Raw genomic sequence first — 26,845 nt, forward strand, 5'->3', positions numbered from 1 at the left:
CCCCATGACACGCCCATCCCGCCCTCGCCACGTTCTTCGCCCACTGAAAGTCATGGCCGTTGCGCTGCTGTTGACCGCCCTGGTCGCCTGCTCCACGGTAGACCGCGGCAAGGCACCTGCCCTGCAGGCCAATGCCGACTGGACCGTGCTGCCTTTTGCCAACCACACTGAAACCCCCATGGCCGGCAGCCGCGCTGAAAGCGTTGCCGAAGCCTTGCTGCACGCCCGTGGCGTGGGACGCATCAAGCGCTACACCAGCAGCGCCCAGGCCGAGGCATTGTTTGACGCAGCGGACACCAAGCGCCAGGAACAAGCGCTGGCCTGGGCCAAAGAGCAAGGGGTGCGCTACGCCTTGGGCGGCGCGGTGGACGAGTGGCGCTACAAGGTGGGCGTAGACGGTGAGCCTGCGGCAGGCCTCACCTTGCACATCATCGATGTGCAAAGCGGAGAGATCCTGTGGAGTGGTGCAGGCGGCAAGTCGGGCTGGAGCCGAGAAGCGCTGTCGGCCGTCGCCCAAAAACTGATCCGTGAACTATTGAATGCCGGTTTGTCCGGCACACGTTAAACCGCCATAGCAACACCACAGAGCCCGCATGCCACCCAACGCCCGCGCCCCCGAAGCGCCCGCCACCGAAGACACCGCACCATCGCCCGCGCGCAAGCCCGGCTTTGCAGGCGCCCCCTTGGGCAAATTGACGGCCGTGGGAGACCGCCCGCTGCTGGTGGCGCTGGAGTCCCTGGCCGTGCCCTGCATTGCCGTGGCACTGGGCTGGGTGGTGAGCCCACAAGACCCCTTGGGGGTGCAAGCCGACTTCCACTGGTCGTGGCTGGCACCGATCATTGTGGCGTTGCGCTACGGGCCGCTGGCGGGCCTGGGGGCGGCAGCCGTGTTGCTGTTGGCCTGGATGGCTCTCAACCTGGGGCAGATGGAGCAGTTTCCCCAAATCTTTTTCCTGGGTGGGCTCATCACCGTGATGCTGGTGGGCGAGTTCTCCAGCCTGTGGAGGGCCCGCACCCGCCGTGCGGAGGTCGTTCAGCACTACCTGGACCAGCGACTGGAGCATTTGATTCGCCAGTACTACCTTCTGCGCCTGTCACACGACCGGCTGGAGCAGGAGCTGATTGGCCGCCCCATGTCCATGCGCGATGCCCTCAAGACGCTGCGCGGGCTGGGCGACGCCCACGAGGACGCGCAGGCGCTGTTGCGCCTGCTGGCACAGTACTGCCAGATCAGCTCTGCCGCGCTGCACCAAGTGCGCGCCGATACGCTGGAGACCACCGCCGTTGCCAGCATCGGTTCGCCCGTCGCGCTGGATGCCAAAGACCCACTCTTGCTCCAAGCACTGGAAACCCGAACCCTGTGCCATGTGGTGCAAGCCACCGTTCGCCAAGAGTCCACACGCTATCTGGTGGCAGCCCCCCTGCTGGACATTGGTGGCGATGTGCACGCCATACTGCTGATTGATGACTTGCCCTTTTTCTCGTTGCAAGACGAAAGCCTGCAAACCATCAACCTCCTGCTGGGTTACTACACCGATGGCCTTTCCACCCAGGCCCTGGCAGCCCCGCTGATCCAGGAAGTGCCCCAGTGCCCGCCAGAGTTTGCGTTTGAGCTGCAACGCCTTTGGCGCATGCACCAAAGCACGCAAGTCCCCAGCATGGTCGTCGCCCTGGAGTTCAACCAGGCGGCCATGGCAAAAGACTTACCCCAGCAGTTCTCGCGCCTCAAGCGCCTCATGGACGAAAGCTGGGCGATTGCCGGGGAGACGCGGCACATCCTCGCAGTTCTGATGCCGCTGGGCGAGGCATCCACCGCCGAAGGGTTCATTGCACGGCTGGAGGAGTGGATCGACCGCAAGGACGGCACCACACTGGCACAAGCGGGCATCTACCCCCACCAATTGCCTCTGGCCGACTCCGGCGGGCCCTCAGCCTTGCTGAACAAACTCCAGCAGTTGGCCCATGCTTAATACCAAATGGGGGCTGTGGGCCGTCTTGATGGAGCTGACCGCCTGGGCAGGCCCCACGCTGCTCGACGGCCACTCCAACGCGGCGTTGCTCAGCTACCTGCTGGCCCATGCAGGGGCCTGTGTGCTGCTGGCGCTGTTCACCCTGCCACTGCTGACGGCCGAGCAGTCACGCCCCCGATTGCCCATGCTGGCGCTGATGGCCGTGTGCAGCTACGCCGTACCCATTGCAGGCTTTGTGGGTGTTTTGATTGGCACGCTGGTCTTGCGGTTTTACCGGGCCGCCCGCCCGCAGGAGGATTTTGAATCCATCCATCTACCAGAGTTTGACCTGCACCAGCGTATGAAGAGCGGGTTTCGCCAAACAGGTCTGCGGGCCGTTCTGGGCAACAGCGAGGTGCCTGTGCGCTCGCGCATGCGCGCCATGGTCGCGCTGCAGCACATGTCCGGACGCATTTCATCGCCGCTGCTGCGCAATGTGCTCAACGACTCCAGCGAAGACCTGCGACTGCTGGCCTACGGCATGCTCGACGCGCTGGAGCGCAACATCAGCCGCTCCATTGACCAGGAACTGAGTACCTTGCGCACAGCCCAAGCCGAAGAAGGCGCCAACCCGCTGGGGCCTACAGGGTTGCAAGCGGCGGAAAAGCTCTCTGCGCTGTACTGGGAGCTGGTCTACCAAAACCTGGCGCAAGGCGACATGCGCGAATACGCAATCCGCGAATCATTGCGCTATGGCGAACAGGTGCTGGCGCAGCAACCCCACCAGGCACAACACCACTTGCGGCGCGGATTGCTGCTGCATGCGCTGGGCCAATTGGAGGATGCCGAAGAGGCCTATGTCCAAGCCCAGCAATTGGGCCTGCCTGCCACCCGTGTGCTGCCGTACCTGGCAGAGCTGAGCTTTGCGCAGCGCGATTTTGAAAAGACACGGCAACTGATGCAGCAACTGGACGAATGGAGCGCCCTGCCCCGCCTGCGCCCGGTCATCGACTACTGGAGTGCGCGATGACCCACCCCAAGGCCACGGAAGCGGACATTGCACTGCTGCTGGAGGGCACCTTTCCCTATGTGAGCGGAGGCGTCTCCAGCTGGATCAACCAGATCATCCGAGCGTTTCCGGAGTACCGGTTTGCCATCGTGTTTTTAGGTAGCCAGCGCTCGGACTACAGCAAGTTCAAGTACGAGCTTCCGGCCAACGTTGTGCACTTTGAAGAGCACTTTCTGTATGACAACCTCTCGGCCCAGCACCTGCCGCGCGCGCGCGAGGGAGACCCCGCCACCTTTGACGTGCTGCGGGGCATTGTGACCACCCTGCGCGAGGGCCAGGCAGGCACCGAGCAGACGCTGCACATGCTGCGTGCCGTGACCCGCGAGATGGCGCCAGGGGGCAAATTTCCACTGGACGATTTTCTGTACAGCGAACGCTCTTGGGAGTTGATCCGGGACACCTACCGCGAGTACTGCACCGACCCCTCATTCGTGGACTACTTCTGGACCGTTCGCATCATGTTCCAGCCGCTGTGGACGTTGGCACGCGTGGCAGAGCAACTCATCCCCGTACGGATGCTGCACAGCGCATCCACCGGCTACGCAGGCTTTTTGGGCGCACTGCTGCACGACTCCCGCAGCATTCCGCTGGCACTGTCCGAGCACGGCATCTACACCAAAGAGCGGCAGATTGACTTGCTCAAGAGCGAGTGGATTCGCGACAACCGCAACGTCTTTCAGCGCGATCCCACCGAACTCTCGTACTTTCGCCAGATGTGGATCCGGCTGTTTGAGTGGATGGGCCGCTATTGCTACGCTGCGGCCGACCCCATCATCGCCCTGTACGAAACCAACCGACTGCGCCAAGTGCAAGACGGGGCCGATGCTGCACGCACCTTCAACATCCCCAATGGCATCCAACTTGCGCGCTTTGCCCCCATGCGCGACAAGCGCCCGGCAGACGTGCCACCTGTGCTGTGCCTCATTGGCCGGGTGGTGCCCATCAAGGACGTCAAAACCTTCATCCGTGCCATGCGCCGTGTAGTGAACCAGCTCCCCAACGCCGAGGGTTGGATTGCAGGACCCACCGACGAAGACCAAACCTATGCCCAGGAATGCCAAAACCTGGTGCGCAGTCTGGGACTGGAAGAGCACGTGAAGTTTCTGGGCTTTCAAAAGGTCGAAGACCTCATGCCCAAAATCGGGCTGGTGGTGCTCTCCTCCATCAGCGAAGCGCTTCCATTGGTCATTCTGGAAGGCTATGCCGCCGGCGTGCCTACCGTGTCCACCGATGTGGGATCGTGCCGCCAACTCATCGAGGGCCTGGACGAACCCGATCGCGCCTTGGGCGCCAGCGGCAGCGTTGTCGGCATTGCCGACCCCCAAGCTTTGGCAGACGCCGCTATCGCGCTGTTGCGGGACCCGGCGGAATGGAACAGAGCCAGCCAAGCCGCCATTGCCCGCGTAGAGCGCTATTACACCGACAGCATGATGTTTGGCAGCTACCGCAACGTCTACCAGAAGGCACTGGGCGAGACCGCACTGAACGCGCCCCACAACGAGGAGGCCTGCTGACATGGCTGGCATTGGATTTGAACTGCGCCGCATGCTGCGCAAAAACACCCTGACGGGGCTGCTGCAAGCCTATGCCTATGCTGGGGTGATTGGCTCCGGGCCTTGGGTGTTTTCCATCATTGGCATCTTGCTGGTGGGTATCTTCAGCGCCAGCGTGGTGGTGCCCAACTACCTGGTGACCCAATTCCAGACCTCAGTCACCTACCTGGTGGCCTGCAGTTTGATTTTGACGGGCTTCGTGCAATTGGCCTTCACCCGCTTTGTGTCAGACCGGCTCTTTGAAAAACACCGCGAGTCGATCCTGCCCAACCTGCACGGGTTGCTGCTGGGGGTGATAGGGGTGGCCGCCGTGCTGGGCAGCCTGTCTTTGTTTGTCGTGTTTCCGGGCGAGCGGCTGCTGTACCGCATGCTCATGCTGGCGGGCTTTTGCATCATGTGCGGCGTGTGGGTGCTGGCGATTTTGCTGTCTGGCATGAAGCGCTACCGGGCTATCACCATCTTGTTTGGCGGGGCCTATGCCCTCATCGTCATCTCGGCGCTGTTGATGCGCCCCTGGGGACTGGAGGGCTTACTCGGCGGCTTCGTGCTGGGCAACTTTGTGCTGCTGGCAGGCATGTGGGTGCTGGTGGTGCGCGAGTTCAGTCCCAAAGGTCGGCTCATTGCGTTTGACTTTGCCGAACGCAAACTGCTGTACCCGTCCCTGGTGCTGGTGGGCTTGCTCTACAACGTGGCGATCTGGGCGGACAAGTTCATGTTCTGGTACTTCACGCCCACATCGGAGCCCATCATCGGCGGGCTGCGCGCCTCGCTCATCTATGACCTGCCGGTGTTCCTGTCGTACCTCTCCATCATCCCTGGCATGGCGGTGTTCTTGGTGCGCATCGAGACCGACTTCGTCGAGTTCTACGACAAGTTCTATGACGCGGTGCGCAGCGGCGGCTCGCTGGAATACATCGAGTCCATGCGCGATGAAATGGTCTACGCCATACAGCAGGGGCTGGGCGAGATTGCCAAAATCCAGACCCTGGCCGTGCTGGTGACCTTTGTGGCCGGCCCCGCCGTGCTGGATGCCCTGGGCATTTCCAGTCTGTACTTGCCACTGCTGCACGTGCAGGTCATCGGCGCAGGGCTGCAGGTGGGCTTGATGGCGATTTTGAATGTCTTCTTCTACCTGGACCAGCGCCGCATTGTGCTGCTGCTGTGTGCCGAGATGGTGGTGCTGAACATCGGTCTCACCGCCGTCACGCTGAACCTGGGCGCCGCGTTCTATGGCTATGGGTTTGCGGGGTCCATGCTCATCACGCTGTGCACGGGCATTGTGCTGCTCACGCGCCAACTCAACCGCCTGGAATACGAGACCTTCATGCTGCAGTGACAGCCCGCGCAGAAGCTGCGCAACTCCCGGCCCAGCATCTCGCCCACAAGTGCTTTACAAAAATACGCGCGGCGATGCGACCCGATTGCAGTACCATTTTTTCACGTTCCACACCGTCTACAGCCGCCATGCACACCCCACTGAACGCACTCTTTCGCACTGCATCCCTGATGTCTGCGGCAGCCCTGGCCACCGCCTGCGGCGGTGGAGGCGGTGGCAGTGACACCCCGGTGGCCAGCAATGTGCAGGTCACTGTGTCCACCCCCACCACCAGCGGTGGCGTGTTTTCGGTACAGGCGCCCATCGCGGTGCAGGCACAGGTCACGGTCAACGGTACAGCGGCCAGCGATGGCACGGCGGTTGCCTTGTCCCTGCCGGGTGGCAGCTTTGCACCAGTAGCACCACAAACGCGCGCCGGCACGGCGTCCAGCACCCTGACAGGCACCACACCAGGGCCCCAGGCCCTGACAGCCAGCACCACAGTGAACGGCACCACCGGCTCAGGCACCCAGACGATTTACCTGCGGCCCGTACCTGCCGCGCTGGAGCTGCTGGTGCCCGCCTACTTCCACCCCTCCACCAACACCGGCTGGTCGCAACTGGCGACCTCGGCCAGCGCGGCGCCATCGGTGTCCATCACCGCCATCCTGAACCCATCCAACGGCGTGTTCACTGCGGCAGACAGCCAAACCCTGCAAGCCGCCCGCAACCTGGTCAACGCCGGGGGCAAGGTGGTGGGCTACGTGTACACCCGCTATGGCACGGGCACACGCAGCCTGGCCGACATCAAGACCAACATCGACCGGTACTTTGACCTGTACGGCAGCAGTGTGGTCAGTGGCATTTTTCTGGATGAAATGGCCTCGGCGGCAGGCCAGGTTGAGTTCTACCGCGAGATCTACCAGTACATCAAAGCCCGCAACGCCAACCTGCGTGTGATTGGCAACCCCGGTGCCATTCCGGCTGCCTCTGCCTACACCGGGGTGGCCGATGCGCTGGTGAGCTTTGAGGGCACGGCCACCACCTTCCAGGGCTTTGACCCGCGCACCAGCGCACCGTGGATGTACACCTTGGCCAACACGCGCAACGCAGCGCTGGTGCACAACGCCGACACCTGCGCTGCCATGCAGACCGCCGTGCAAACCGCAGCCACGGCCCGCTACAACCATGGTCTGGTGTATGCCACCGACCTGCAGTACAACCCCACCACCCAGGTAGGCAACCCCTGGGCCAGCCTGCCCAGTTATTGGGGGGCGCTGGTGGGCACCGTGCAAGCGGTCAATGCCGGGACGGCACTGCCCAGCTGCTGAGCCCCACGGCAGCGGAAAGTCACAGTAGCCCCCAAACGCACCAAGGGCCTGAACCGGTATCGCACCCGCTTCAGGCCCTTGGGCATTCAGAAGTGGCCAAGCCCTGATGGCCTGGCGTCACGGGCCCTGCAGACCCGCAGCTTGCCGAAGATCAGCCCTCGCCCAGCTCGTCCGCACGCGCCTGCGCCGCAGCAAAGTCCAGGTCGCCGCTGTAGATGGCACGGCCGCAAATGACGCCCTCCACCCCTTCGGATTCGACGGCGCACAGCTGCTCGATATCGGCCATATTGGACAGGCCGCCCGAGGCGATCACGGGGATGCTCAGCGATTGGGCCAGCTTGACGGTGGCGTCGATGTTGATGCCCGAGAGCATGCCGTCGCGGCCGATGTCGGTGTAGATGATGGACTCAACGCCCCAGTCTTCGAACTTCTTGGCCAGGTCCACCACTTCGTGGCCGGTGAGCTTGCTCCAGCCGTCGGTGGCCACCTTGCCGTCCTTGGCATCCAGGCCCACGATGATGTGGCCGCCAAAGGCGCTGCAAGCGTCCTTCAAAAAGCCTGGGTTCTTCACCGCAGCGGTGCCGATGATGACGTAGCGCAGGCCGCCATCGATGTACTTTTCAATGGTGTCCAGATCGCGGATACCGCCACCCAGCTGCACGGGAATGTCGCTGCCCACCTCTTTGAGGATGGACTTGATGGCGCTGTAATTTTTCGGAACACCCGCAAAGGCGCCGTTCAAATCCACCAGGTGCAGGCGGCGCGCGCCCGCATCCACCCACTTGCGGGCCATGGCCGCAGGGTCTTCACCAAAGGTGGTGGATTGGTCCATATCGCCTTGCTTGAGGCGAACGCAGTGGCCGTCTTTGAGATCGATGGCGGGGATGAGCAGCATGATGGGTTCGGGAGGAAAAGGGCGAGGTGAAACTCGGCCCGAACGGGTTGAGGGATTCAGGGATTCCAGTGCAGAAAGTTGCGGTACAGGGCCAAGCCGTGTTCCGCGCTTTTCTCGGGGTGAAATTGCGCGGCAAAAATATTATCGCGCGCAATGGCTGCGGCGAATACTCCGCCGTAGTCTGCTTCTCCGGCACAGTGCGCCGCGCTGTGCGGGCGCGCATAAAAGCTGTGCACGAAGTAAAAGTAGCTGTTGTCAGGAATACCGGCCCACACCGGGTGCACAGCACCACCATGGGGCACTTGGCGCACCTGGTTCCAGCCCATTTGCGGCACCTTGAAGCGGCTGCCATCGGGCTGGGTGCGGCCGGCCAGGTCAAACTTGATGACTTCGCCAGGGATCAAGCCCAGGCCCGGTGTGTCGCCCTCGGCACTGTGGTTGAGCAGCATCTGCATGCCCACGCACACGCCAAACAAGGGCTTGGACGCGGCGGCTTCCAGCACGGATTCCTGCAGACCCGACTCGCGCAGCTCGCGCATGCAGTCGGGCATGGCACCCTGCCCTGGCAACACCACGCGCTGGGCAGCGCGCACGGCGTCGGGGCTGGAGGTGACGACCACCGTCCAGCCAGTGCCTTGCGCCGCAGCCTGCACGGCCTGCGAGACCGACCGCAGATTGCCCATGCCGTAGTCCACCACGGCGACTGTTTTTGCTTCTGTATTCATAGCTGTTAGCGCTTATTGGATGGGCGCTAGAGGCCTTTTTGGCTTAAAAAATCAGAGACTGCCCTTGGTGGACGGGATGGTGCCAGCAGCGCGCGGATCGCGCGTGAGCGCGGAGCGCAGCGCACGGGCAAACGCCTTGAACACCGTCTCGCACTGGTGGTGGGCGTTGATGCCCTTGAGGTTGTCGATGTGCAGCGTCACGCCCGCGTGGTTCACGAAGCCCTGGAAGAATTCGTAGGTGAGCTGGGTGTCAAAGCCGCCAATGCTGCCCGCAGTGAAAGGGATGTGCAGGTGCAAACCGGGGCGGCCCGAGAAGTCGACCACCACGCGGCTCAATGCTTCGTCCAGCGGCACGTAGGCGTGGCCATAGCGCGAGATGCCCTTCTTGTCGCCCACGGCCCGCGCAAACGCTTGGCCCAGGGTGATACCCACGTCTTCCACCGTGTGGTGGCCGTCGATGTGCAGGTCGCCCGCGCAGTCGATGTCCAGGTCGATCAGGCCGTGGCGGGCGATCTGGTCGAGCATGTGGTCAAAAAAGCCAATGCCCGTGTGCAACTTGGACTGGCCCGTGCCGTCGAGGTTGATGCGCACGGTGATGCGCGTCTCTGCGGTGTTGCGGCTGACTTCGGCAATGCGGTCGGCTGCGGAATCGGTGGCGGTGGAAGTGACGAGTGCGGAGGAGGTCATAGGGAGGCTTGGAGTGCGGCCAGCATGGTGGCGTTGTCCTGGGCGTTGCCCACGGTCAGGCGCAAACAGTTGTGCAGCAATGGGTGCATTGTAGAAACGTTCTTGATGAGGACCTTACGGGTTTTCATGCCCTCGTAGGTCTTGCCCGCGTCGGCCACGCGCACCAGCACCATGTTGGCCTCGCTGTTCCACACCTTTTCGATGCCCGGCATGGCACGCAAGGCCGCGATGAGCACGGTGCGCTGCGCACGCAACTCGGCCGCCTGGGCGGCAAACACATCGGCATGCTCCAGCGCAAACAGGGCAGCTTCGCAGTTGAGCACGCTCACGTTGTAGGGCGGGCGCACCTTGTCGATCTCGGCCACCAGCGCAGGCTGCCCCAGCATGTAGCCCAGGCGCACACCGGCCAGGCCGAACTTGCTGAGCGTGCGCATCAGCAGCACATGGGCATTGCGCGCGGGCTCTGCCTGCATGCGGGTGAGCCAGGTGCGGCTGGCAAAGGGCTGGTAGGCCTCGTCCACCGCCACGATGCCGCCTTGTGCGCCCACGGCGTCGATGATGCGCTGCACCACGACCTCATCCCACAGGGTGGCGGTGGGGTTGTTGGGGTAGGCTATGTAGGTGATGGCGGGCTTGTGCTGCGCGATGGCGGCCAGCATGGCGGGCTCATCCAGTTCAAAGTCAGGCGTCAACGGCACGCCCACAAAGTCGAGCCCCTGCAGTTGTGCGCTCATGGGGTACATCACAAACCCCGGCATGGGGGCCAGCAGGGTGGCGCGGTGGCCAGTGCCGGGCTGCGCGCAGGCCAGGGCCAGCAGCGTGATGAGCTCATCCGAGCCATTGCCCAGCACCACGTCGTATCCCGTGGGAGCCCCTGCGTAGGCAGCCAGCGCGGCTTTCAGGTCGTTCTGCCGTGCACCGGGGTAACGGTTGAGCGCCAGTGCGCCCAGCCGCTGGCCCAGCGCGGCCTGCAGGGCCTCGGGCAAGGCAAAGGGGTTCTCCATCGCATCCATTTTGAGCATGCCGGTGGACGGCTGCACCACGTACGAGTGCATGGCGCGCACATCGGGGCGGATGCGGCTCAGGGCATTAGCTAGTACGTTAGCGAACGTATCGGCAGACATGGCAGTGGCGGAGTTCATACGGCAGTGTCCAGTTCGTTGGGGGCCAAAACAAAGGGGTTGATGGCGCGCACGGCGTCCAGCACCTGGTCGTGCGGCAAGGCTTCGGTCAGCAAGTAGCGGCAGCCCTGCTGGTGGGCGGACGAGACGATGAGCGCATCCCAATAGCCCAGGCCGTAGCGGTCTTGCAGGTCCCAGGCGCCATCGACGGTGTAGGCGTCCAAGTGCGGCGGCAGCCACACGCGCAGGCGGCGCACCTGGGCGCGCACTTGCTGCAGCACGTGGGGGCCGGAAAAACGCTGGATGGCTTGGTTGTACAACTCGTTGAGCACCTGCGAGCTGATGCGCCCGCTGCGCGTTTGCCAGCAAAAAGTGAGCCATTCGCGCGCACGCGCCTGGCGCTCGGGGTCACGCTCGTCCACGCTGGCGAGCAGCACTTCGGTGTCGACAAAAATGAGGGGGGTGCTCATCGCTGAAACAAGGTTTCGCGTGGCACATAGGGGCCTGATGAGGTGCCCCAGCTCTCAAACGCCAGGGCCTCGCGCATGGCCTGGGCGTAGGCGTCTTCCTGGCGCATTTTCTCGGCCAGCCATTCACCCATGAGGCGAGAGACGCTGCTGCCGCGCTTGGCAGCCTCTACCCGCACCCACTCGGCCACGGTGTCGTCCATCGTGATGGTGACGTTTTTCATGGAGGTCAGTTTACACGAACTTCGTGGCCCACGAAGTTCGTGCAGCCACCTGTCTCAGCGCACTCGCCGTAAGGGAGGGGTGGCGTCAGCCCCTGAAACTTGAGGAAAAATTGGCCTCTAGCGCACTATCAATAAGCGCAAGCAGCTACTAAAATATAGCAAAACCAGCGGAGTGGGTAACGGGACTCCACCAGAGTCAGCCCTTCAGCCTGCGCCACAGCCGCCAGCCCAACAGCGCCGCGATGATGGCGGCGTACACAGCCACTTCGGCAAAGTTGTTTTTGCCAGCGCGCATCCAAAAGAAATGCAGCACCGCCAGCAATGCGGCGGCATACACCGAGCGGTGCAGCGCCTGCCAACGCTTGCCCCCCAGCGCCCGAATGGCCCGCTGGAACGAGGTAGCCGCCAGCGCAAACAGCACCAAAAATGCCAGCGTGCCGACCAGGATGAAGGGCCGCTTGGCGATATCGGCCAGGATGTCTGGCACGTCCAGCCCCATATCGAGCCAGCTGTAGCTGAGCACATGCAAGCAGACGTAGAAGAACGCAAACAGACCCAGCATGCGCCGCCACCGCGCCAGCGCGGGCACGGCAAACGCCACGCGCAGCGGGGTCAAGGCCAGCACCAGGCACAGCGCCCGCAGGGCCCAGTCGCCGGTGGAGCGGATCAGCGCTTCAGCCGGGTTGGCGCCCAGCTGGTCTGTGGCTGCGGCCACCACCAGCCACACCGCAGGCAGCAGCGCTACGCAGAACAACAGCGGCTTGGCGGCGGGGTGCAGCAAAGCCTTGCGCCAGTCGCCCTGCGCGCGCACAGGGCTGGTAGCGCTGGCAGGGCGGCTTGTATCTGCCCGCACGTCAGTAGAACTTCTTGAGGTCCATGCCCGCATACAGCTGGCCGACCTGGGCTTCGTAGCCGTTGAACATCAGCGTCTTGCGTTTCTTGGCAAACAGGCCGTCCTCGCCAATGCGGCGCTCGGTGGCCTGGCTCCAGCGGGGGTGGTCCACATTGGGATTCACGTTGGAATAGAAGCCGTATTCCTGCTGCGCCGCCTTGTTCCAGGCGGTGCCGGGCTCTTTCTCGACAAAGCGGATCTTGACGATGCTCTTGGCGCTCTTGAAGCCGTACTTCCATGGCACCACCAAACGCACCGGAGCACCGTTCTGGTTGGGCAACACCTCGCCATACATGCCAAACGCCAGCAGGGTCAGCGGGTGCATGGCTTCGTCCATGCGCAGGCCTTCCACATAGGGCCAGTCGAGCACGCGCGAGCCTACGTAGGGCATGGTGGCCTTGTCGGCCAGGGTCACAAACTCGACGTACTTGGCGTTGCCCATGGGCTCCACGCGCTTGATCAGCTCGGCCAGCGAGTAGCCCACCCATGGGATCACCATGGACCAGCCCTCCACACAGCGCAGGCGGTAGATGCGCTCTTCCTGCGCGCTGAGCTTGATCAGGTCCTCAATGCCGTACTTGCCGGGCTTCTTGACCAGCCCCTCCACCTCCACCGTCCACGGCGCAGTTTTGAGGGTGTGCGCATTGCGCGCAGGGTCGGCCTTGTCGGTGCCAAATTCGTAGAAGTTGTTGTAGGTGCTCGCGTCCTTGTAGTCGGTGAGCTTCTCCATCGACACAGCCCCAGCCACCGCCGACTTGGCGCCGGGCAACGCTGCCAGCTTGCCAGGGCGTGGCACCTGCTGGGCCATGGCCTCGCGACTGGCCCAGGCAGCCATGGCGGCACCGGCAGCGCCCCCTGCCATCAGCTTGAGCATCTGGCGGCGGTCTTCATAGATGGCCTTGGGGGTGATTTCGCTGGGAATCGGGTGCTGAAAACCCGTGTTGCGAGGCGGTGTCCGCATGGGAAGTCTCCGGTAATTGGGCACTGAGGGCTGGTGTGCATAGGAGCACACTGGCGACTGTTAGTTCGCACTACAGACCGATCAGGTTACACCGGGGACGCAATAGTTGCAGACGGAGGGGAAAGCCCCGCCTCTCGCGCTCTGCATCGCACCAAGAGGTCGTCGAAAATGCATTCGGGCTGAGCCATCGAAGCACCATGCGAGGCTTCGACGGGCTCAGCCCGAACGGTTTGGGAGTGGGAATGGATCGGCAGCGCCCCCACCCCAAAGGCTTACAACGTGCCGTAGCTGTGCAGCCCACTCAAGAACATGTTCACCCCCAGGAAGGCGAAGGTGGTGACCACCAGCCCCACCAGCGCCCACCAGGCAGAGATGGCGCCGCGCAGGCCCTTCATCAGGCGCATGTGCAGCCAGGCCGCGTAGTTCAGCCACACGATCAGCGCCCAGGTTTCCTTGGGGTCCCAGCTCCAGTAGCCGCCCCAGGCCTCAGCCGCCCACAGGGCGCCCAGTACGGTGGCAATGGTGAAGAAGGCAAAGCCCACCGCGATGGACTTGTACATGACATCGTCCAGCACCTCAAAGGTGGGCAGGCGCTCCGCAATGCGTTTGCGGCCAAACAAGATGCTCGCCACGATCAGCGCTGACACGCCGAAATACACCATCCAGTAGCTGCTGCCGCCTTCGGTGGCGTTCTGGCGAAACACGATGGGCTCAAAACACAGCACCACGCCCAGCAGCCACAGCGGCGCCAGCTTGTACCAGCGGGTCTCGCTGGCTTGCAGCTTGATCAGGTAGGCAAAGGCCACCATGGCAGCCAACGCAAACGTGCCGTAGCCAATGAAGTTGGCGGGCACATGCAGCTTCATCCACCAGCTTTTGAGGGCGGGCACCAGGGGTTGGATTTCATGCGCCTCGCGCACCACGGTGTACCAGAGCAAAAAGCCCACCGCCGCGCTCACCACCAGCATGACGAAGGCGCCCAGCGAGCGGGTTTCGTACTGCTCTTCGTAGTACAGGTAAAACGCCGCCGTCATCCAGCAGAACATCACGAACACTTCGTAGAGGTTGCTGACCGGGATGTGGCCGATGTCGGGGCCGATGAGGTAGCTCTCGTACCAGCGCACCAGCGTGCCAATGAGGGCCATGGCCACCGCCACCCACGCGATGCGCGAGCCGATCATGCCCATGGTGTGCCCCTCGCCGCGCGAGAACATGCCCACCCAGTAAAACGCCGTGCTCATGAAGAACAGCATGCTCATCCACAAGATGGCGGACTGGCTGGAGAGGAAGTATTTGAGCCCAAACACCGTGTCCGCCCGCGCCAGGTTGCCCACGCCGTCTTGCTGGTACAACCCAATCGCCATGAGGGCAACGGCCGCCACGGCCAGCATCAGCCCCCGCAAGGGCCGCCAGAACCAGCCCAGCCACACGGTGCACGGCACGGCGCCAATCAAGATGCCTTTTTCATACACATCCATGTAGGCGCTGTAGCGCTGAAACGCATACAGCCCCCCGATGGCGACCACGGCGGCAAACAGCCAGTCAAGCCAGTTGCGGCGGGTGAAGAAGCCCTCGTTCAGGGTGATGGTGGTGGTCGTAGCGGTGTTCATGCGTGGCCTGCTGGGGTCTGGGGCTGCGGCTGGGCCCCGATCAGTTTTTGAGCGAGCTGGACAAATTCCTTGTCCCCGTCCATCGTTTTGCGGTTGGTGGAGAGCGCCATCAAAGCATGCGAGCCCTGGCCTTGGGGGATAACCACACCCAGACGCGGCGTTCACGGATGTAGAGCATGGCAAAAACGCCCAGGATCAGCAAGGCGCAGCCCAGATAGACAATGTTCTTGCCGGGGGCACGCGCCACCTGGAACACGCTGGCCTGCACCTGGGTGAAGTCTTTGAGTTCAAACGCGATCGGCGCGGGGTACATCACCGCATCGCTGAGCGACAGCACCGCCTGCGTCATGAAGCCCCGCGTGCGGTCGTCTTGTTCCAACGGTTTCAGCCCGGCGTTTTCACGGGTCAGTTGCGCTAGCTCAAACAATGAGCCGTTGAGGATGCGGATCAGCACCTCCCCCGCACGCGAGCGTTCGGCCTCGGGCACGTTGGCTTCCATGAAGTCGGAAATGGCCTGCAACCCACCGGCAGGCTTGCCCTGTGCCGCTGGCAGTGCCCCGGCAAACACGGCCAGGGCGCGCGATGCGGATTGCGAGAGCTGCTCGGCCAGCTCGCGGCGCGAGGGCTCGATGGCCTGGGCCACGTAGCGGCGCACGGCTTTTTCACGCGCCGCCGGGTCGGCCAGCGCCGCCCGCATGCGCACAAAGCCGTCCATGCCGCCCTGGTCGTCTGCGGGCACACGCAGGTAGCGGAAGGGCTCGGACGGTGTTTCACGCACGCCCAGCAAGAAGACCGGCGTGCCATCGCCCGTGTCCACGGGCAGCATGTAGTTGTGGAACTCGCGGGCCTGGCCTGCGGCATCGCGCAGTTTGTAGCTCACGCTGGGGCCTACATTGCGCAGCTCTTTCTTGGTCACGGTCTTGTTGGCCGCGCCCAGGCGCGATTCGACCGATTCGCGCAAATCCACCTTGCGCACATCGGCGCCCGAGAGGTTCTCTGCCCCACCAGCAAAGTTCTCGACGTTGATGGTGCGCAGCGCCGTGAACTCCAGCGTCAGGGTGTCGCTGCCAGCTGCACCGCCGTTGTTGGTGAGCTGGGTGGAGCTGCCCACCACGCCTTCCACATCAAACGCCTTGGCGCCCGCCACCATGGGCACGGCGCGCAGCTTCAGGCGCGAGCCGCCGTCGTCAAAGCTCGACTGGTAGATCTCGATGCCTTTGTAGCTGGCAGGGTGGTTCACCTCCACCCGGGCCGGAATCTTCTCGCCCGTGGCCTTGTCGTGGATGATGATTTCGCTGGCAAACAGCTTGGGCATGCCGGTGGAGTAGTGCTCGACGATGAACTTCTTGAGCTCCACCGCAAAAGGCAGCTCTTGCAGCAGCACGCCGTCCGACTGGTTCAGGATGGCGGTGCTCGATTGCGTGCCCTCGGCCACCAGCAGGTTGCCCCGGAAGGTGGGGTTGCGCTCAGACAAGCGGTGTTCTGGCTTCACCTCGGCAATCAAGCCACCGCCTGCGTAAGGCGTTTTGCCGCCCAGCAGCATCTGGGCGCGCACGATCAGGTCACCGTCAAGCAAGCCGCCCACGCACACCAGCACGATGGCGCTGTGCGCCGCGATGTAGCCGATCTTGTTGGCAGCCCCCGCCTTGGCCGCCACCATCCAGCCCGTGCCAGGGCCGGCAGCGGTGTCGCGCTGCTGCAGTCGCACCTTCCAGCCGCCGCTGGCCAGCATGCCGCCAATGCGCCGCGCTTCGGCTTCGGTGGTCTGCGCGAGGGGGCTTTCGGCCTTGTGGTGGAAGGCGCGCAGGCTCTGCTCGCGGATATTTTCTTTATAGGCTTTGATGTCGCTCAAAAACTTGGGGGTGTTTCGGGCGATGCACAGCGAGGTGCTGACCACCAAAAAGGCCAGGATCAGCAAAAACCACCACGCGCTGTACACCGCATTGAGCTGCACGGCGCCAAACAATTCGGCCCAGAACGGCCCGAACTGGTTGACGTAGTTCACCGCAGGCTCGTGCTGCTTGAGCACGGTGCCAATGACCGAGGCGATGCAGATCACCGTCAACAGCGCAATGGCAAACCGCATGGAAGACAGCAGCTCAACCCCTGCGCGCAGGGCCCGTGAGCCAGACTGGACGCGAACGCCTTGGGTGGTTTCAGACATGGAGATAAAGGAACGAGAAGCGAAGGAGGTGAGACGAAAGAAAAAGGGCGGGGCCATCAGTGTGATGGACCCGCCCTTTTTGGGGTTGTTATTGGCGGTAGGTTCCGTGCTGCCCGGTCAAACAGGCCACGGTTTGTTGACCAAGATCAATCAGCGCAGGCCAGCGATGTAATCCGCCACGGCCTTGATTTCCTTGTCGTTGAGCTTGGCGGCCACCTGGGTCATCTGGGTGCTGTTGGCGCGGGTGCCGTCGCGGAAGGTGTTCAGCTGGGCCACGGTGTAGTCAGCGTGCTGGCCCGACAGGCGGGGGTACTGGGCAGGAATGCCTGCACCGTTGGGGCTGTGGCAGCCTGCGCAGGCGGCGATGTTGCGGTCTGCAATGCCACCGCGGTAGATGCGCTCACCCAGTGCCACCAGGTCTTTGTCCTTGGCAAAACCGGCCTTGGCGGGCTTGGAGGCCACCCAGTAGGCAACGTTCTTCATGTCCTCGTCCGACAGCATGGAGGCAAAGCCCTTCATGACCGCGTTGTTGCGCTTGCCGGACTTGAATTCCTGCAGCTGCTTGACCAGGTACTCAGGGTGCTGCTGCGACAACTTGGGGTTGGCAGCAATGGCCGAGTTACCGTCAGCACCGTGGCATGCCGCGCACACCGCAGTGAAGCTGGCCTCGCCCTTGACGAGATCCGGCTTGGCCGCTTTGGGTGCATCACCCGCTGCAAAGGCCGTGAAAACAGGTGCTGCGAGTACGGCAGCCGTCAGCAAGGAGGCGAGCAACTTCATATCGAGGGTGTGTTGTTTGTGTGCGCAAAAGCGTCACGATTCTACAATGAGGCTCCAGAGCATCCCAACTTTCCATGACTACCCCACCTTCCACGCCAGTTGACGGCGCCCCTGTGCTTGTGCCAGACGCTAAAACGGCCATGGGCTGGATGCACACCGCACGTTTTTTGACCACCGCGGCCCAATTGCACCACCTGCCGCCCATCGATGTGCCCGAAATCGCCTTCGTGGGCCGCTCCAACGCGGGCAAGTCCACGTGCATCAACACCCTCACCCAGCAAAAGCAGCTGGCCTTTGCCTCCAAGAAGCCTGGCCGCACCCAGCACATCAACCTGTTCTCGCTGGGCAAGCAGGGCGTGACCGACGCCGTGCTGGCCGACCTGCCTGGCTACGGCTATGCCGCCGTGTCACGCTCGGACAAGGTGCGCTGGCAGCAGGTGATGGTCAATTACTTGGTAAGCCGCCCCAGCCTGACCGGCATCGTGCTGCTGTGCGACCCCCGCCTGGGCATGACCGAGCTGGACGAAGCCCTGCTCGAAGTGGTGCGCCCGCGCGTTGAAGAGGGGCTGAAATTCCTCATCGTGCTGACCAAGGCTGACAAGCTCACGCGGTCTGAGCAAGCCAAGGTGCTGTCCATTACGCGACTGAACGCGGGCGGCGGAGAGGTGAAGATGTTCTCGGCCCTCAAGAAGCAAGGCGTGGACGATGTGGCACAGCTGCTGTGGCAATGGGCGCACCCCGTGCGCGCAGAAGGCACACCAGCCGCCGCCGATGGTGCCCCGGGTGCCGCCGCATCCACCGAGCCCGCCAGCGACGACGAGGAATCACAGCAAAAATAGCCTCTAGCGCTTGATGAGAAAGCACGAGAAGCTATCAAACCCATAGCAACTCGCCATGATCCAAACCCGCACCGCCCTCCTGCCCCACGGCGTTTCATTGCAGTGCCGCGAAAGCGGCATGCCTGGCAGGCCGGTGCTGGTGTTTTTGCATGGTTTCCCCGAGGGGGCGTTCATCTGGGACGAGTTGCTGCTGCACTTTGCCCGGCCCGAGAACGGCGGCTACCACTGCATCGCCCCCTACCTGCGGGGCTTTGGCGAATCCAGCAGCCCCCCGGCCACCGAGGCCTACCGTGCCAAGCACCTGGTGCAAGACCTGATCGCCCTGATTTCCACCACCTGCCCCACTGGTGCGGTGGAATGCCTGGTGGCCCATGACTGGGGCGGCGCCGTGGCCTGGAACCTGGCCAACCAGCAGCCCCAGTGGCTCAAGCGCCTGGCCATCATCAACTCACCCCACCCCGGGACCTTTTTGCGCGAACTGCAAAGCAACCCGGCGCAACAGGCCGCCAGCCAGTACATGCACTTTTTGTGCAGGCCCGACGCTGAAGCGCTGCTGGCAGAAAACGACTTTGAGCGCCTCTTCGCCTTTTTCAACACCCCCGAGGGCCAGGCGCCCGCTTGGCTGACCGCCCCCGTGCGCGAGCAGTACCGCGCCCTGTGGCGCCAGGGCCTGACGGGCGCCTGCAACTACTACCGCGCCAGCCCCCTGCGCCCGCCGCGCGAGGGCGACCGCGCCGCGCTGGACGTGGAACTGCCCGAGTCGATGCTGCGCGTGGACGTGCCCACACTGGTGCTGTGGGCCATGGACGACCCGGCCTTGCTGCCAGGCCTGCTGCATGGCCTGCCCGACTGGGTGCACCGGCTGCAGCTGCGCCAGATCGAGCAGGCATCGCACTGGGTAGTGCACGAGCACCCCGAGCGCATCGCCCAGGAGCTGGGGCACTTCTTGCAGCTGAACTGGTAAGCTATTAAATCAATAGCTGCTAGCGCTTATTCTGCAAGCGCTAGCGGCCATTTTTTTATCTACTTCTACGCTCAATAGCCACCGACCGCCGCTGCAGCCACTGCGTGGAGCCCCCTCACTCGTACACCGAAGCCTGCGCCTCAGGCCGCGTCTTGAAGCGCTTGTGCACCCAGTAGTACTGGCCGGGCATGGTGTTGATGTAGGTCTCCAGCTCGCGGTTCATGCGGGCGGTGTCGGCTTCCACATCGTCGGTGGGGTAGTGGTCCCAGGCGGGGGTCAGCTCGGCCACATAGCCCTCGGGGGTCAGGCGCGTGTACATGCCGATCACCTTGGCACGGCCCAGGCGCGCAAAGCGCGAGAGCGACGGCACGGTGGCCGTCTGCACACCGTAAAAGGGCACAAAGATCGACTCGCCCGCGCCAAAGTCCATGTCGGGCAGCAGGTACAGCAGGCCGCCCTTGCGCAGGTTGCCGATGATGGGCTTGACGCCATCGGCCCGATTGAGCATGCGCACATCGCCAAAGCGCTGGCGCCCCTGCATGAACCACTTGTCAATGGCCGGGTCCGGGTGGGTGGAGAAGATCGAGGTGAATGCGCGCTGCGTGCGCAGCGGCAGCACCAGGCCGCCCGCGTCCATGCCGTAAAAATGGGGGGCGAAGATGATGGTGGGCACGTCCCCTTCCAGCTCGTGCACGGCGCCTTTCAGCTTCACGCGCCGCTCCACCACCGACTGCGGGGCCGACCACAGCCAGCTGCGGTCCAGCCAGGTCTGGCAAAACACGATGAAGCTCTCACGCGCCCACTGTGTGCGCTGGGCTGCAGACGCTTCAGGAAAGCACAGCTCCAGGTTGCGCAGGGTGATCTTGCGCCGGGGCGCCGCCAGCACAAACAACACCCGCCCCAGCAGCGCGCCTATGCCGCGCAGCAGCGGCAGCGGCAGATGGGCCAGCACGCCCATGAACCACACACCCAGCCGACTCATCATGCGGACACCTCGGGCTGCGGCGCATCAGCGCGGGGTTGCTTGTAGCGGCCGTAGCCCCACAGGTACTGGCCGGGGCATTGGCGAATCACATGTTCCATGGCGCTGTTGATCTGCCCTACGGCGGTGTTGAGGTCACTATCGAGCGGCTGGGGCAATGGCTCGGCATACATCACAAAGCCACGCCCGGCGCTCTCGCGCTCGCAGCGCACCAGCAGCACGGTGGCCCCGGTCTGCAGTGCCAGGCGGGCGGCCAGGGTCATGGTGTAGGCCTCTTTGCCAAACACGGGCGACCACACGCCCAGCCCCTCGGGCGGCACCTGGTCGGGCAGCAGGCCCACGGCCTCGCCACGGCGCAGGGCCTTGATCATCTGCCGCACGCCCGACAACGTGGTCGGCACGGCCTGCATGCCAGGGCGGTTGCGGGCGGTTTCCTGCACCTTGGCCAGCCAGGCCTGGCGCGCAGGGCGGTACAGCACGGTGATGGGGCCCTGCTGCGCGCTCCAGCGCGTGGCAATGGCCTGGGCCGACATCTCAAAACACCCCAGGTGGGGGGTGAGAAAAATCACGCCACGCCCGGCGGCCCACGCCTGCTCCACACAGGGCTCGCCCTCAATGCGCACAGGCACGGGCGTGCCCAGCCACAGCCGGGGCAGCTCGGCCACCATGCGCCCGGCGTGCCCCACGGCGGCGCGCACTTGTGCAAACGAATACCCCGCCAACGCGGCATTGGCCAAGAAACGCTTGCGATACACCCCAGAGGCAGCGAAAGCCACCCAGCCCAGCACGCACCCGATGCTGTGGAGCAACCACAGCGGGAACGCGGAAAAGAAACGGAAGACGACTGGCATTAAAATATGTGGGTCGCTGAGTTAAATGAGCAACTTGCAGGGCGACGTAAAAAAAATCTGCTAAAGCGTTCGCCAAAGCTCCCTAGGCTGCGGGCGACGCCCAAAATGCCGGAACACAGGAGTTTATTCAAATGGCGAACGACTTTCTTTTTACCTCGGAATCCGTCTCTGAAGGCCACCCCGACAAGGTGGCAGACCAGATCTCTGACGCGATCCTGGACGCAATCTTCGAACAAGACCCCAAGAGCCGTGTGGCCGCTGAGACGCTGACCAACACCGGCCTCGTCGTGCTGGCCGGTGAGATCACCACCAACGCCCACGTCGACTACATCCAGGTCGCACGCGACACCATCAAGCGCATTGGCTACGACAACACCGAGTACGGCATCGACTACAAGGGCTGCGCCGTGCTGGTGGCCTACGACAAGCAATCCAACGACATCGCCCAGGGCGTGGACCATGCGTCTGACGACCACCTGAACATTGGCGCGGGCGACCAGGGCCTGATGTTTGGCTACGCCTGCGACGAAACGCCCGAGCTGATGCCCGCCCCCATCTACTACGCCCACCGCGTGGTCGAACGCCAGGCCCAGTTGCGCAAGGACGGCCGCCTGCCCTTCCTGCGCCCCGACGCCAAGAGCCAGATCACGATGCGCTACGTGGACGGCAAGCCCCACAGCATCGACACCGTGGTGCTCTCCACCCAGCACAGCCCCGACCAGTCGGAGACCGCCACCAAGATGAAGGCCAGCTTCTACGAGGCCTGCATCGAAGAAATCATCAAACCCGTTCTGCCCAAAGAGTGGCTGCAGGACACCAAGTACCTGATCAACCCCACCGGCCGCTTCGTCATCGGCGGCCCGCAAGGCGACTGTGGCCTGACTGGCCGCAAGATCATCGTGGACACCTACGGCGGTGCCTGCCCCCACGGCGGCGGTGCGTTCAGCGGCAAGGATCCCAGCAAGGTGGACCGCTCGGCCGCCTACGCTGCCCGCTACGTGGCCAAGAACATCGTGGCCGCAGGCCTGGCGCGCCAGTGCCAGATCCAGGTGGCGTACGCCATTGGCGTGGCACGCCCGATGAACATCACCGTGTACACCGAAGGCACTGGCGTGATCCCTGACCACGAGATCGCCAAGCTGGTGGAGGCCCACTTTGACCTGCGCCCCAAGGGCATCATCCAGATGCTGGACCTGCTGCGCCCCATCTACAGCAAGACCGCCGCCTACGGCCACTTCGGCCGCGAAGAACCCGAGTTCACTTGGGAGAAGACCGATAAAGCTGCTGCGCTGCGCGCAGCAGCCGGGCTGTAAGCCCGCCGCGCTGACAGCGCGGTATCGGTCTTCGGGCGAAGTTCATATCGCGTCGGCGATGTGAACGCAGACCAAGGTACGGACAAGGCGGCAAACATCGCCTCTTCCTTCAGGGCCCTTCGGGCCCTTTTTCATGCCCGACTCCAATGGCAGGGCCATCGCCCCACAGGCACCTTGCGCGTGCGCCCCTCTTGCGTGCACCTCCTACACACCGCAGCTCGGCAGGCCTACAGCGCCGCTGCCAGCCCGCACCTATCGTGGAGGCTCTTGGCAACCCGCAGGTTGCCCTCTACACCACCCACGGAGGACGTTCCCATGCTCAAGTACGCGATCATCTTTGCCCTGATTTCCCTGGTGGCCGGGGCGCTGGGTTTTACGGGCGTAGCGGCCGGGGCCGCTGGCATTGCAAAAATCCTGTTTGTGCTGTTCCTGGTGCTCGCGGTGGTGTTTGTGGTGCTCGCCATCAAGGGCGCCAGTGCTGTGCGCAGTGCGCTGAAGTGAGGGCGCGCGATGACCATTTTTGAAGCCTTGCGCCAAAGCCATGAACTGCAACGCACGTTGGCAGCCAAGATGCTGCAAACCAGCGGCGACACCCCCGACCGCCACAGCCTCTTTGCCACGCTGAAAGACGAATTGGCCGTGCACGCGCTGGCCGAAGAGCGGCACTTCTACATTCCGCTCATGCAACTCGATCCGGGCGTGGACCTCTCGCGCCACGCGATTGCCGAGCACCACGCGATCGACGAACTGGTCGAGGCGCTGCAAGCCACCGATGCCTCCAGCCCCGGCTGGCTGCCCCTGGCGCGCAAGCTGGCAGACAAGGTGACACACCACCTGCACGAAGAGGAGCAGCGCTTCTTTCAGATGGCCGGCAAGCTGCTGACCGACGCGCAAAAATCCACGCTGGCCGGGGGCTACGTCAGCGAGTACGCGGCGGCCAAGGCGAGCCTGGCCTCTTCGGCCGCGGCGTGACCGCCCCAGCCGCTGCGCTCATCACGCGGCCGCGCCAGGCTCCTTCGCCTGCACCACGCAGTTACGGCCCTGCGACTTGGCCACGTACAGGGCCTCGTCTGCGCGCTTGATGAGGGCATGGCTGTCTTCCTTGTGGTCCCAGGTGGCCACGCCAAAGCTGGCGCTCACATGGCCCACCGCGTCAAACGGCGTGCCTGCAATGCGCGCACGCACCGCCTCGGCGATGGCCATGGCGGCGTCCAGCGGGGTTTCCTTGAGCAAGATGATGAACTCCTCCCCCCGAAGCGGGCCGCGCAGTCGGACGAGCGCAGCAGCTCGCGCACGCGCAGCGCCGTGCTCTTGAGCACCACGTCGCCCGAGTCATGCCCGAAGGTGTCGTTGATACGTTTGAAGAAGTCGATGTCGAACATCACCACCGACAGGCTGCTGTTCTTGACGCGGATGGCCGACATCTCGGTCTCCAGCCGCTCAAAGAAGCGGCGGCGGTTGACCAAGTCGGTCAGGAAGTCCTTCGTGGCCAGGTCTTCGAGCTTGAGGTTCAGCCGCGCCATGGGCTCGATCACCAGCGACGACAGCGACAGGTTGAGCCCCACGAACAACAGCACAAAGCTGCCCACCAGCGCGCCCATCACGGTGTAGAACGTTTGCCGCGCCTTCTCCAGCGGGTAGAACATGGGCACCTTCACCACCTGCACGCCCACCGTCTCGTTCATGGCCCAGCCAAAGCCGTTCTTCTCGCCGTAGATCTTGAGCATGGTGGGCGGTGCCACGGCCGGGCTGCTATGGCAGGCCATGCACTGCGGCTGCTTGATGGTGATGGGGCGGGCCACGTACAGCGCGCGGTGCATGCCCTCGCCCACCTCGCCGCTGACTTCCTGCTTCAGGTCCACCTTGCCATCGCGAAAGTCCTGGATCACGCGCTCCTCCCACTCATTGGCGCGGTCGCGCGCGTTGGTGGGGTTGAGCACGGCCTCTTTGTACTCGTAGCCCGGGAAACGGTTTTGCAGGCGCTTGAGGGTTTCGGTGGCCGCATAGGCGGGCACCGTCTGGGGCAGGAATTTCTCTTCCAGCTTCTCGTCCAAGTGCGGCTTGACCAGCTCGGTCGTGTAGTCGCGGATCGCCATGGCCGAATGCATCATCAGCTGCGAGTTGTGGCGCACCTCATCAATGGCGGCCTTTTGCAAAAAGCCATGCACATAAAAGCCCGCGCCCGCCGCCGCCAGCAGCAGCACCACCGCCAGCACCAGATTGAATTTGAGTCGTATCGACATCCACACTCCCGCGTCTCGGCACCGGAGCCGACACATGCATCATGAGAAAAATAGTGCGCGCCGCTCAGCAGCAGCCCCGCGCGTTGGGTGCAGTGACCTTACCCGCCCTGTGTGACAGGCCACCGTGGCTGCGGTTGTGCCAGATTCGGCACCACCCGTCCAACAAATTTCTGCCAAACCGCCGCAATGGCCTACAAACCACGGCTGCTGGTTGACAAGCTGCCCCGAAACCCCGGCTTGATGCAGTACAGCTGCGCAGGCCGGTGCGCCGCCCCAGTCTGCAGCGCCCCCGGCACGGGCTCCAGCATGGCCAGCTCGTCCATCTTGCGGCGAAAGCTCACCTTGTTGACGGGCTCGCCCAGCACCGCCTCGTACACGGCCTGCAGCTGCGGCAGCGTGAACGGCTCGGCACACAGGTGCACGGGCATGGACGAATACTGGCTTTTGCTGCGCACGCGGGCCACGGCAGCATCGACCATGGCACGGTGGTCAAACGGCAGCGCGGGCAGCCCGGCCACTGGCACCAATGTGAACGGCGTGCCCGCCAGCACCTCGGGCGGCACCAGGGCGCAATACGCCACGGCCAGCGACCAGCCCCGAGGGTCGCGCACCGGGCCAGAGAAGGTAGCCAGTTGCTCCAGGTACGGGCTCTGCAGCCCCGCCTTGTCGCGCAGCACACGGGCCGCGCTGGCCTGGGCATCGGCATCCTCTTGCGCATGGATGTAGCCCCCCGGCAGCGCCAGGGCCCCGGCAAACGGCGCACGCTCGCGGCGCAACAGGGCCACTTGCAACGCGCCTTGCTGCAGGGTCAGCAGCACCACATCGACGGTACAGATCACAGCGGGCATGGTGGGTTCGGTCATGCGCCGAGTTTGTCACAAGCATGAACAAACCAAGACCGGCCTCAGGCACGGCTCCTTCGAGAGCGAATTCCTCGCACTTTCCATGAAACAAGTCTTTTCAACTTACTTAGTTTATTTTTTGTACTAACAAGATTACACTGCACCCACACACCAAGGAGAAGACCATGGCCCGCAACATCCAGCTGCTGGTGATCGACCCGCAAAACGACTTTTGCGACCTGCCTGCCGCATGGCAGCCCGTGGATGCCCTCACCGGCCAGCGCACCGCGCCCGCCCTGCCCGTGCCGGGCGCCCATGCAGATATGCAGCGCCTGGCCCAGTTCATCCGCCAGCAAGGCGGCCACTTTGACGACATCACCGTCACGCTCGACTCGCACCAGCGTTTTGACATCGCCCACCCCGGCTTTTGGCAGACCGGCGCGGGGGCCGATGTGGCGCCCTTCACCCCCATCACCGCCGCCCAGGTGCGTGCGGCTGAGTTCACACCGCGCAACCCCGCCGCCCTGCCCCGCACCTTGCAGTACCTGGACGCACTCGAAGCCCAAGGCCGCTACACGCTGATGGTGTGGCCCGTGCACTGCGAGGTGGGCAGCTGGGGCCACGGCGTGCATGCCGACGTGCTGGCCGCCTGCGGCGCATGGCAACTGCAGCGCCAGCGCGCCGTGCGCAACGTGTTCAAGGGCACCAACCCCTGGACCGAGCACTACAGCGCCATCGAGGCCGAGGTGCCCGATGCTGCGGACGAGAGCACCGCCCTCAACACCGCCCTGCTACGCCAGCTGGGCCAGGCCGATGTGCTGCTGATTGCGGGCGAGGCCAGCAGCCACTGTGTGCGATCGACCACCGAACACATCGTGCAGCACCTGCCGCGCCTGTTGCCGGGTTGGCAGGCCAGCCGCATCGTGCTGCTGACCGATGGCATGGGCCCCGTGGGCGGGTTCGAGGCGCAGCACCAGGCGTTTCTGGAGGGCATGCGCGCTGCGGGCGCACAGCTTGCAAATATGAATGAAATCAGCCTCTAGCGCTTATCCATAAAGCGCAAGCAGC

General features: G+C 63.8%; 25 protein-coding genes and 2 pseudogenes. 12 read left to right on the forward strand and 15 right to left on the reverse strand.

The window, feature by feature from the left end; all coding sequences use genetic code 11:
- Positions 1–4 precede the first annotated feature (4 nt).
- The 6 genes from EAG14_RS17455 (at position 5) to EAG14_RS17480 (ending at position 7,217) form a co-directional block, all read left to right on the forward strand.
- Positions 5–565, forward strand: coding sequence for a penicillin-binding protein activator LpoB (locus EAG14_RS17455; RefSeq protein WP_121729634.1), 561 nt, complete (start codon positions 5–7; stop codon positions 563–565).
- Positions 566–593: 28 nt separating this feature from the next.
- Positions 594–1,970: a PelD GGDEF domain-containing protein gene (locus EAG14_RS17460; protein WP_121729635.1), complete on the forward strand. Its 1,377-nt coding sequence runs from the start codon at positions 594–596 to the stop codon at positions 1,968–1,970.
- The gene (locus EAG14_RS17465; RefSeq protein ID WP_121729636.1) at positions 1,963–2,979 is read left to right on the forward strand and encodes a hypothetical protein; all 1,017 of its coding nucleotides are present in this window, start codon (positions 1,963–1,965) and stop codon (positions 2,977–2,979) included. Before EAG14_RS17460 ends, EAG14_RS17465 begins: the two co-directional genes overlap by 8 nt.
- The gene (pelF, locus tag EAG14_RS17470; RefSeq protein ID WP_121729637.1) at positions 2,976–4,532 is read left to right on the forward strand and encodes a GT4 family glycosyltransferase PelF; all 1,557 of its coding nucleotides are present in this window, start codon (positions 2,976–2,978) and stop codon (positions 4,530–4,532) included. Before EAG14_RS17465 ends, pelF begins: the two co-directional genes overlap by 4 nt.
- Position 4,533: 1 nt before the next feature.
- Entirely contained in the window at positions 4,534–5,907 is a 1,374-nt protein-coding gene (gene pelG, locus EAG14_RS17475; RefSeq protein WP_121729638.1) for an exopolysaccharide Pel transporter PelG, read from the forward strand.
- Positions 5,908–6,035: 128 nt separating this feature from the next.
- Complete coding sequence (locus EAG14_RS17480; RefSeq protein ID WP_121729639.1) at positions 6,036–7,217, forward strand: spherulation-specific family 4 protein; 1,182 nt, start codon at positions 6,036–6,038, stop codon at positions 7,215–7,217.
- A 151-nt stretch (positions 7,218–7,368) separates the two neighbouring features.
- On the opposite strand, the gene hisA is transcribed toward EAG14_RS17480, so the two are convergent.
- From hisA to EAG14_RS17535, 11 genes and pseudogenes are all read right to left on the reverse strand, one after another.
- On the reverse strand, positions 7,369–8,112 hold the full coding sequence (gene hisA / locus EAG14_RS17485) for a 1-(5-phosphoribosyl)-5-[(5-phosphoribosylamino)methylideneamino]imidazole-4-carboxamide isomerase (protein ID WP_099743168.1): 744 nt from the start codon (positions 8,110–8,112) through the stop codon (positions 7,369–7,371).
- Positions 8,113–8,168: 56 nt separating this feature from the next.
- Positions 8,169–8,837: an imidazole glycerol phosphate synthase subunit HisH gene (hisH, locus tag EAG14_RS17490; RefSeq protein ID WP_099658016.1), complete on the reverse strand. Its 669-nt coding sequence runs from the start codon at positions 8,835–8,837 to the stop codon at positions 8,169–8,171.
- Positions 8,838–8,888: 51 nt separating this feature from the next.
- Complete coding sequence (gene hisB, locus EAG14_RS17495; protein WP_121729640.1) at positions 8,889–9,524, reverse strand: imidazoleglycerol-phosphate dehydratase HisB; 636 nt, start codon at positions 9,522–9,524, stop codon at positions 8,889–8,891.
- Positions 9,521–10,648 carry a histidinol-phosphate transaminase gene (hisC, locus tag EAG14_RS17500; protein WP_121730536.1) on the reverse strand — a complete coding sequence of 376 codons (1,128 nt, stop codon included), beginning with the start codon at positions 10,646–10,648 and terminating at the stop codon, positions 9,521–9,523. The genes hisB and hisC overlap by 4 nt, the downstream gene beginning before the upstream one ends.
- 14 nt (positions 10,649–10,662) lie before the next feature.
- On the reverse strand, positions 10,663–11,115 hold the full coding sequence (locus EAG14_RS17505; RefSeq protein WP_121729641.1) for a PIN domain-containing protein: 453 nt from the start codon (positions 11,113–11,115) through the stop codon (positions 10,663–10,665).
- Entirely contained in the window at positions 11,112–11,336 is a 225-nt protein-coding gene (locus EAG14_RS17510; protein WP_121729642.1) for a CopG family transcriptional regulator, read from the reverse strand. Before EAG14_RS17510 ends, EAG14_RS17505 begins: the two co-directional genes overlap by 4 nt.
- Before the next feature lie 196 nt (positions 11,337–11,532).
- Positions 11,533–12,189 (reverse strand): sulfite oxidase heme-binding subunit YedZ, encoded by a 657-nt coding sequence (locus EAG14_RS17515; protein WP_240456827.1) that lies wholly within the window; start codon positions 12,187–12,189, stop codon positions 11,533–11,535.
- Position 12,190: 1 nt separating this feature from the next.
- Positions 12,191–13,189, reverse strand: coding sequence for a protein-methionine-sulfoxide reductase catalytic subunit MsrP (msrP, locus tag EAG14_RS17520; RefSeq protein WP_099743164.1), 999 nt, complete (start codon positions 13,187–13,189; stop codon positions 12,191–12,193).
- A gap of 272 nt (positions 13,190–13,461) precedes the next feature.
- Positions 13,462–14,799 (reverse strand): c-type cytochrome biogenesis protein CcsB, encoded by a 1,338-nt coding sequence (gene ccsB / locus EAG14_RS17525; protein WP_121729644.1) that lies wholly within the window; start codon positions 14,797–14,799, stop codon positions 13,462–13,464.
- Positions 14,796–16,963, reverse strand: a pseudogene (locus EAG14_RS17530) (cytochrome c biogenesis protein ResB). The gene ccsB and the pseudogene EAG14_RS17530 overlap by 4 nt, the downstream one beginning before the upstream one ends.
- Positions 16,964–17,113: 150 nt before the next feature.
- The gene (locus EAG14_RS17535; RefSeq protein WP_099658008.1) at positions 17,114–17,743 is read right to left on the reverse strand and encodes a cytochrome c; all 630 of its coding nucleotides are present in this window, start codon (positions 17,741–17,743) and stop codon (positions 17,114–17,116) included.
- Positions 17,744–17,883: 140 nt separating this feature from the next.
- Between EAG14_RS17535 and yihA the strand changes: the two genes are divergently transcribed.
- Both yihA and EAG14_RS17545 read left to right on the forward strand, forming a co-directional pair.
- Positions 17,884–18,582, forward strand: coding sequence for a ribosome biogenesis GTP-binding protein YihA/YsxC (gene yihA / locus EAG14_RS17540; protein WP_121729645.1), 699 nt, complete (start codon positions 17,884–17,886; stop codon positions 18,580–18,582).
- A gap of 55 nt (positions 18,583–18,637) precedes the next feature.
- Positions 18,638–19,546 (forward strand): alpha/beta fold hydrolase, encoded by a 909-nt coding sequence (locus EAG14_RS17545; RefSeq protein ID WP_121729646.1) that lies wholly within the window; start codon positions 18,638–18,640, stop codon positions 19,544–19,546.
- A 115-nt stretch (positions 19,547–19,661) separates the two neighbouring features.
- Here EAG14_RS17545 and EAG14_RS17550 read toward each other — a convergent pair whose 3' ends face one another.
- Together EAG14_RS17550 and EAG14_RS17555 are read right to left on the reverse strand one after the other, a co-directional pair.
- Positions 19,662–20,531: a lysophospholipid acyltransferase family protein gene (locus EAG14_RS17550; RefSeq protein ID WP_121729647.1), complete on the reverse strand. Its 870-nt coding sequence runs from the start codon at positions 20,529–20,531 to the stop codon at positions 19,662–19,664.
- Entirely contained in the window at positions 20,528–21,379 is an 852-nt protein-coding gene (locus EAG14_RS17555) for a lysophospholipid acyltransferase family protein (RefSeq protein WP_121729648.1), read from the reverse strand. Before EAG14_RS17555 ends, EAG14_RS17550 begins: the two co-directional genes overlap by 4 nt.
- Positions 21,380–21,510: 131 nt before the next feature.
- On the opposite strand from EAG14_RS17555, the gene metK reads away from it, so the two are divergent.
- The 3 genes from metK (at position 21,511) to EAG14_RS17570 (ending at position 23,664) form a co-directional block, all read left to right on the forward strand.
- Entirely contained in the window at positions 21,511–22,692 is a 1,182-nt protein-coding gene (gene metK, locus EAG14_RS17560; RefSeq protein ID WP_099658003.1) for a methionine adenosyltransferase, read from the forward strand.
- Between the two features lie 315 nt (positions 22,693–23,007).
- Positions 23,008–23,193: a DUF1328 family protein gene (locus EAG14_RS17565; protein ID WP_099658002.1), complete on the forward strand. Its 186-nt coding sequence runs from the start codon at positions 23,008–23,010 to the stop codon at positions 23,191–23,193.
- Positions 23,194–23,202: 9 nt separating this feature from the next.
- A complete protein-coding gene (locus EAG14_RS17570; RefSeq protein WP_099658001.1) occupies positions 23,203–23,664 on the forward strand; it encodes a hemerythrin domain-containing protein in 462 nt (153 codons plus the stop codon).
- Positions 23,665–23,685: 21 nt separating this feature from the next.
- Here EAG14_RS17570 and EAG14_RS17575 read toward each other — a convergent pair.
- Positions 23,686–24,971 (reverse strand): annotated as a pseudogene (locus tag EAG14_RS17575) (diguanylate cyclase).
- A 155-nt stretch (positions 24,972–25,126) separates the two neighbouring features.
- On the reverse strand, positions 25,127–25,798 hold the full coding sequence (locus EAG14_RS17580; protein WP_099657999.1) for an NUDIX hydrolase: 672 nt from the start codon (positions 25,796–25,798) through the stop codon (positions 25,127–25,129).
- Positions 25,799–25,962: 164 nt separating this feature from the next.
- Here EAG14_RS17580 and EAG14_RS17585 point away from each other — a divergent pair, with 164 nt between their 5' ends.
- Positions 25,963–26,820, forward strand: a complete 858-nt coding sequence (locus EAG14_RS17585) for a cysteine hydrolase (protein WP_121729649.1) — start codon at positions 25,963–25,965, stop codon at positions 26,818–26,820.
- Positions 26,821–26,845 lie beyond the last annotated feature (25 nt).

Origin of the sequence: Acidovorax sp. 1608163 (genome assembly GCF_003669015.1) — a bacterium.
Classification (GTDB): Bacteria; Pseudomonadota; Gammaproteobacteria; order Burkholderiales; family Burkholderiaceae_C; genus Acidovorax.

Coding starts and splice junctions, on each gene's coding strand:
- EAG14_RS17455 (WP_121729634.1), top strand. CDS start 5: ATGACACGCCCATCCCGCCCTCGCCACGTTCTTCGCCCACTGAAAGTC.
- EAG14_RS17460 (WP_121729635.1), top strand. CDS start 594: ATGCCACCCAACGCCCGCGCCCCCGAAGCGCCCGCCACCGAAGACACC.
- EAG14_RS17465 (WP_121729636.1), top strand. CDS start 1,963: ATGCTTAATACCAAATGGGGGCTGTGGGCCGTCTTGATGGAGCTGACC.
- pelF (WP_121729637.1), top strand. CDS start 2,976: ATGACCCACCCCAAGGCCACGGAAGCGGACATTGCACTGCTGCTGGAG.
- pelG (WP_121729638.1), top strand. CDS start 4,534: ATGGCTGGCATTGGATTTGAACTGCGCCGCATGCTGCGCAAAAACACC.
- EAG14_RS17480 (WP_121729639.1), top strand. CDS start 6,036: ATGCACACCCCACTGAACGCACTCTTTCGCACTGCATCCCTGATGTCT.
- hisA (WP_099743168.1), bottom strand. CDS start 8,112: ATGCTGCTCATCCCCGCCATCGATCTCAAAGACGGCCACTGCGTTCGC.
- hisH (WP_099658016.1), bottom strand. CDS start 8,837: ATGAATACAGAAGCAAAAACAGTCGCCGTGGTGGACTACGGCATGGGC.
- hisB (WP_121729640.1), bottom strand. CDS start 9,524: ATGACCTCCTCCGCACTCGTCACTTCCACCGCCACCGATTCCGCAGCC.
- hisC (WP_121730536.1), bottom strand. CDS start 10,648: ATGTCTGCCGATACGTTCGCTAACGTACTAGCTAATGCCCTGAGCCGC.
- EAG14_RS17505 (WP_121729641.1), bottom strand. CDS start 11,115: ATGAGCACCCCCCTCATTTTTGTCGACACCGAAGTGCTGCTCGCCAGC.
- EAG14_RS17510 (WP_121729642.1), bottom strand. CDS start 11,336: ATGAAAAACGTCACCATCACGATGGACGACACCGTGGCCGAGTGGGTG.
- msrP (WP_099743164.1), bottom strand. CDS start 13,189: ATGCGGACACCGCCTCGCAACACGGGTTTTCAGCACCCGATTCCCAGC.
- ccsB (WP_121729644.1), bottom strand. CDS start 14,799: ATGAACACCGCTACGACCACCACCATCACCCTGAACGAGGGCTTCTTC.
- EAG14_RS17535 (WP_099658008.1), bottom strand. CDS start 17,743: ATGAAGTTGCTCGCCTCCTTGCTGACGGCTGCCGTACTCGCAGCACCT.
- yihA (WP_121729645.1), top strand. CDS start 17,884: ATGGGCTGGATGCACACCGCACGTTTTTTGACCACCGCGGCCCAATTG.
- EAG14_RS17545 (WP_121729646.1), top strand. CDS start 18,638: ATGATCCAAACCCGCACCGCCCTCCTGCCCCACGGCGTTTCATTGCAG.
- EAG14_RS17550 (WP_121729647.1), bottom strand. CDS start 20,531: ATGATGAGTCGGCTGGGTGTGTGGTTCATGGGCGTGCTGGCCCATCTG.
- EAG14_RS17555 (WP_121729648.1), bottom strand. CDS start 21,379: ATGCCAGTCGTCTTCCGTTTCTTTTCCGCGTTCCCGCTGTGGTTGCTC.
- metK (WP_099658003.1), top strand. CDS start 21,511: ATGGCGAACGACTTTCTTTTTACCTCGGAATCCGTCTCTGAAGGCCAC.
- EAG14_RS17565 (WP_099658002.1), top strand. CDS start 23,008: ATGCTCAAGTACGCGATCATCTTTGCCCTGATTTCCCTGGTGGCCGGG.
- EAG14_RS17570 (WP_099658001.1), top strand. CDS start 23,203: ATGACCATTTTTGAAGCCTTGCGCCAAAGCCATGAACTGCAACGCACG.
- EAG14_RS17580 (WP_099657999.1), bottom strand. CDS start 25,798: ATGACCGAACCCACCATGCCCGCTGTGATCTGTACCGTCGATGTGGTG.
- EAG14_RS17585 (WP_121729649.1), top strand. CDS start 25,963: ATGGCCCGCAACATCCAGCTGCTGGTGATCGACCCGCAAAACGACTTT.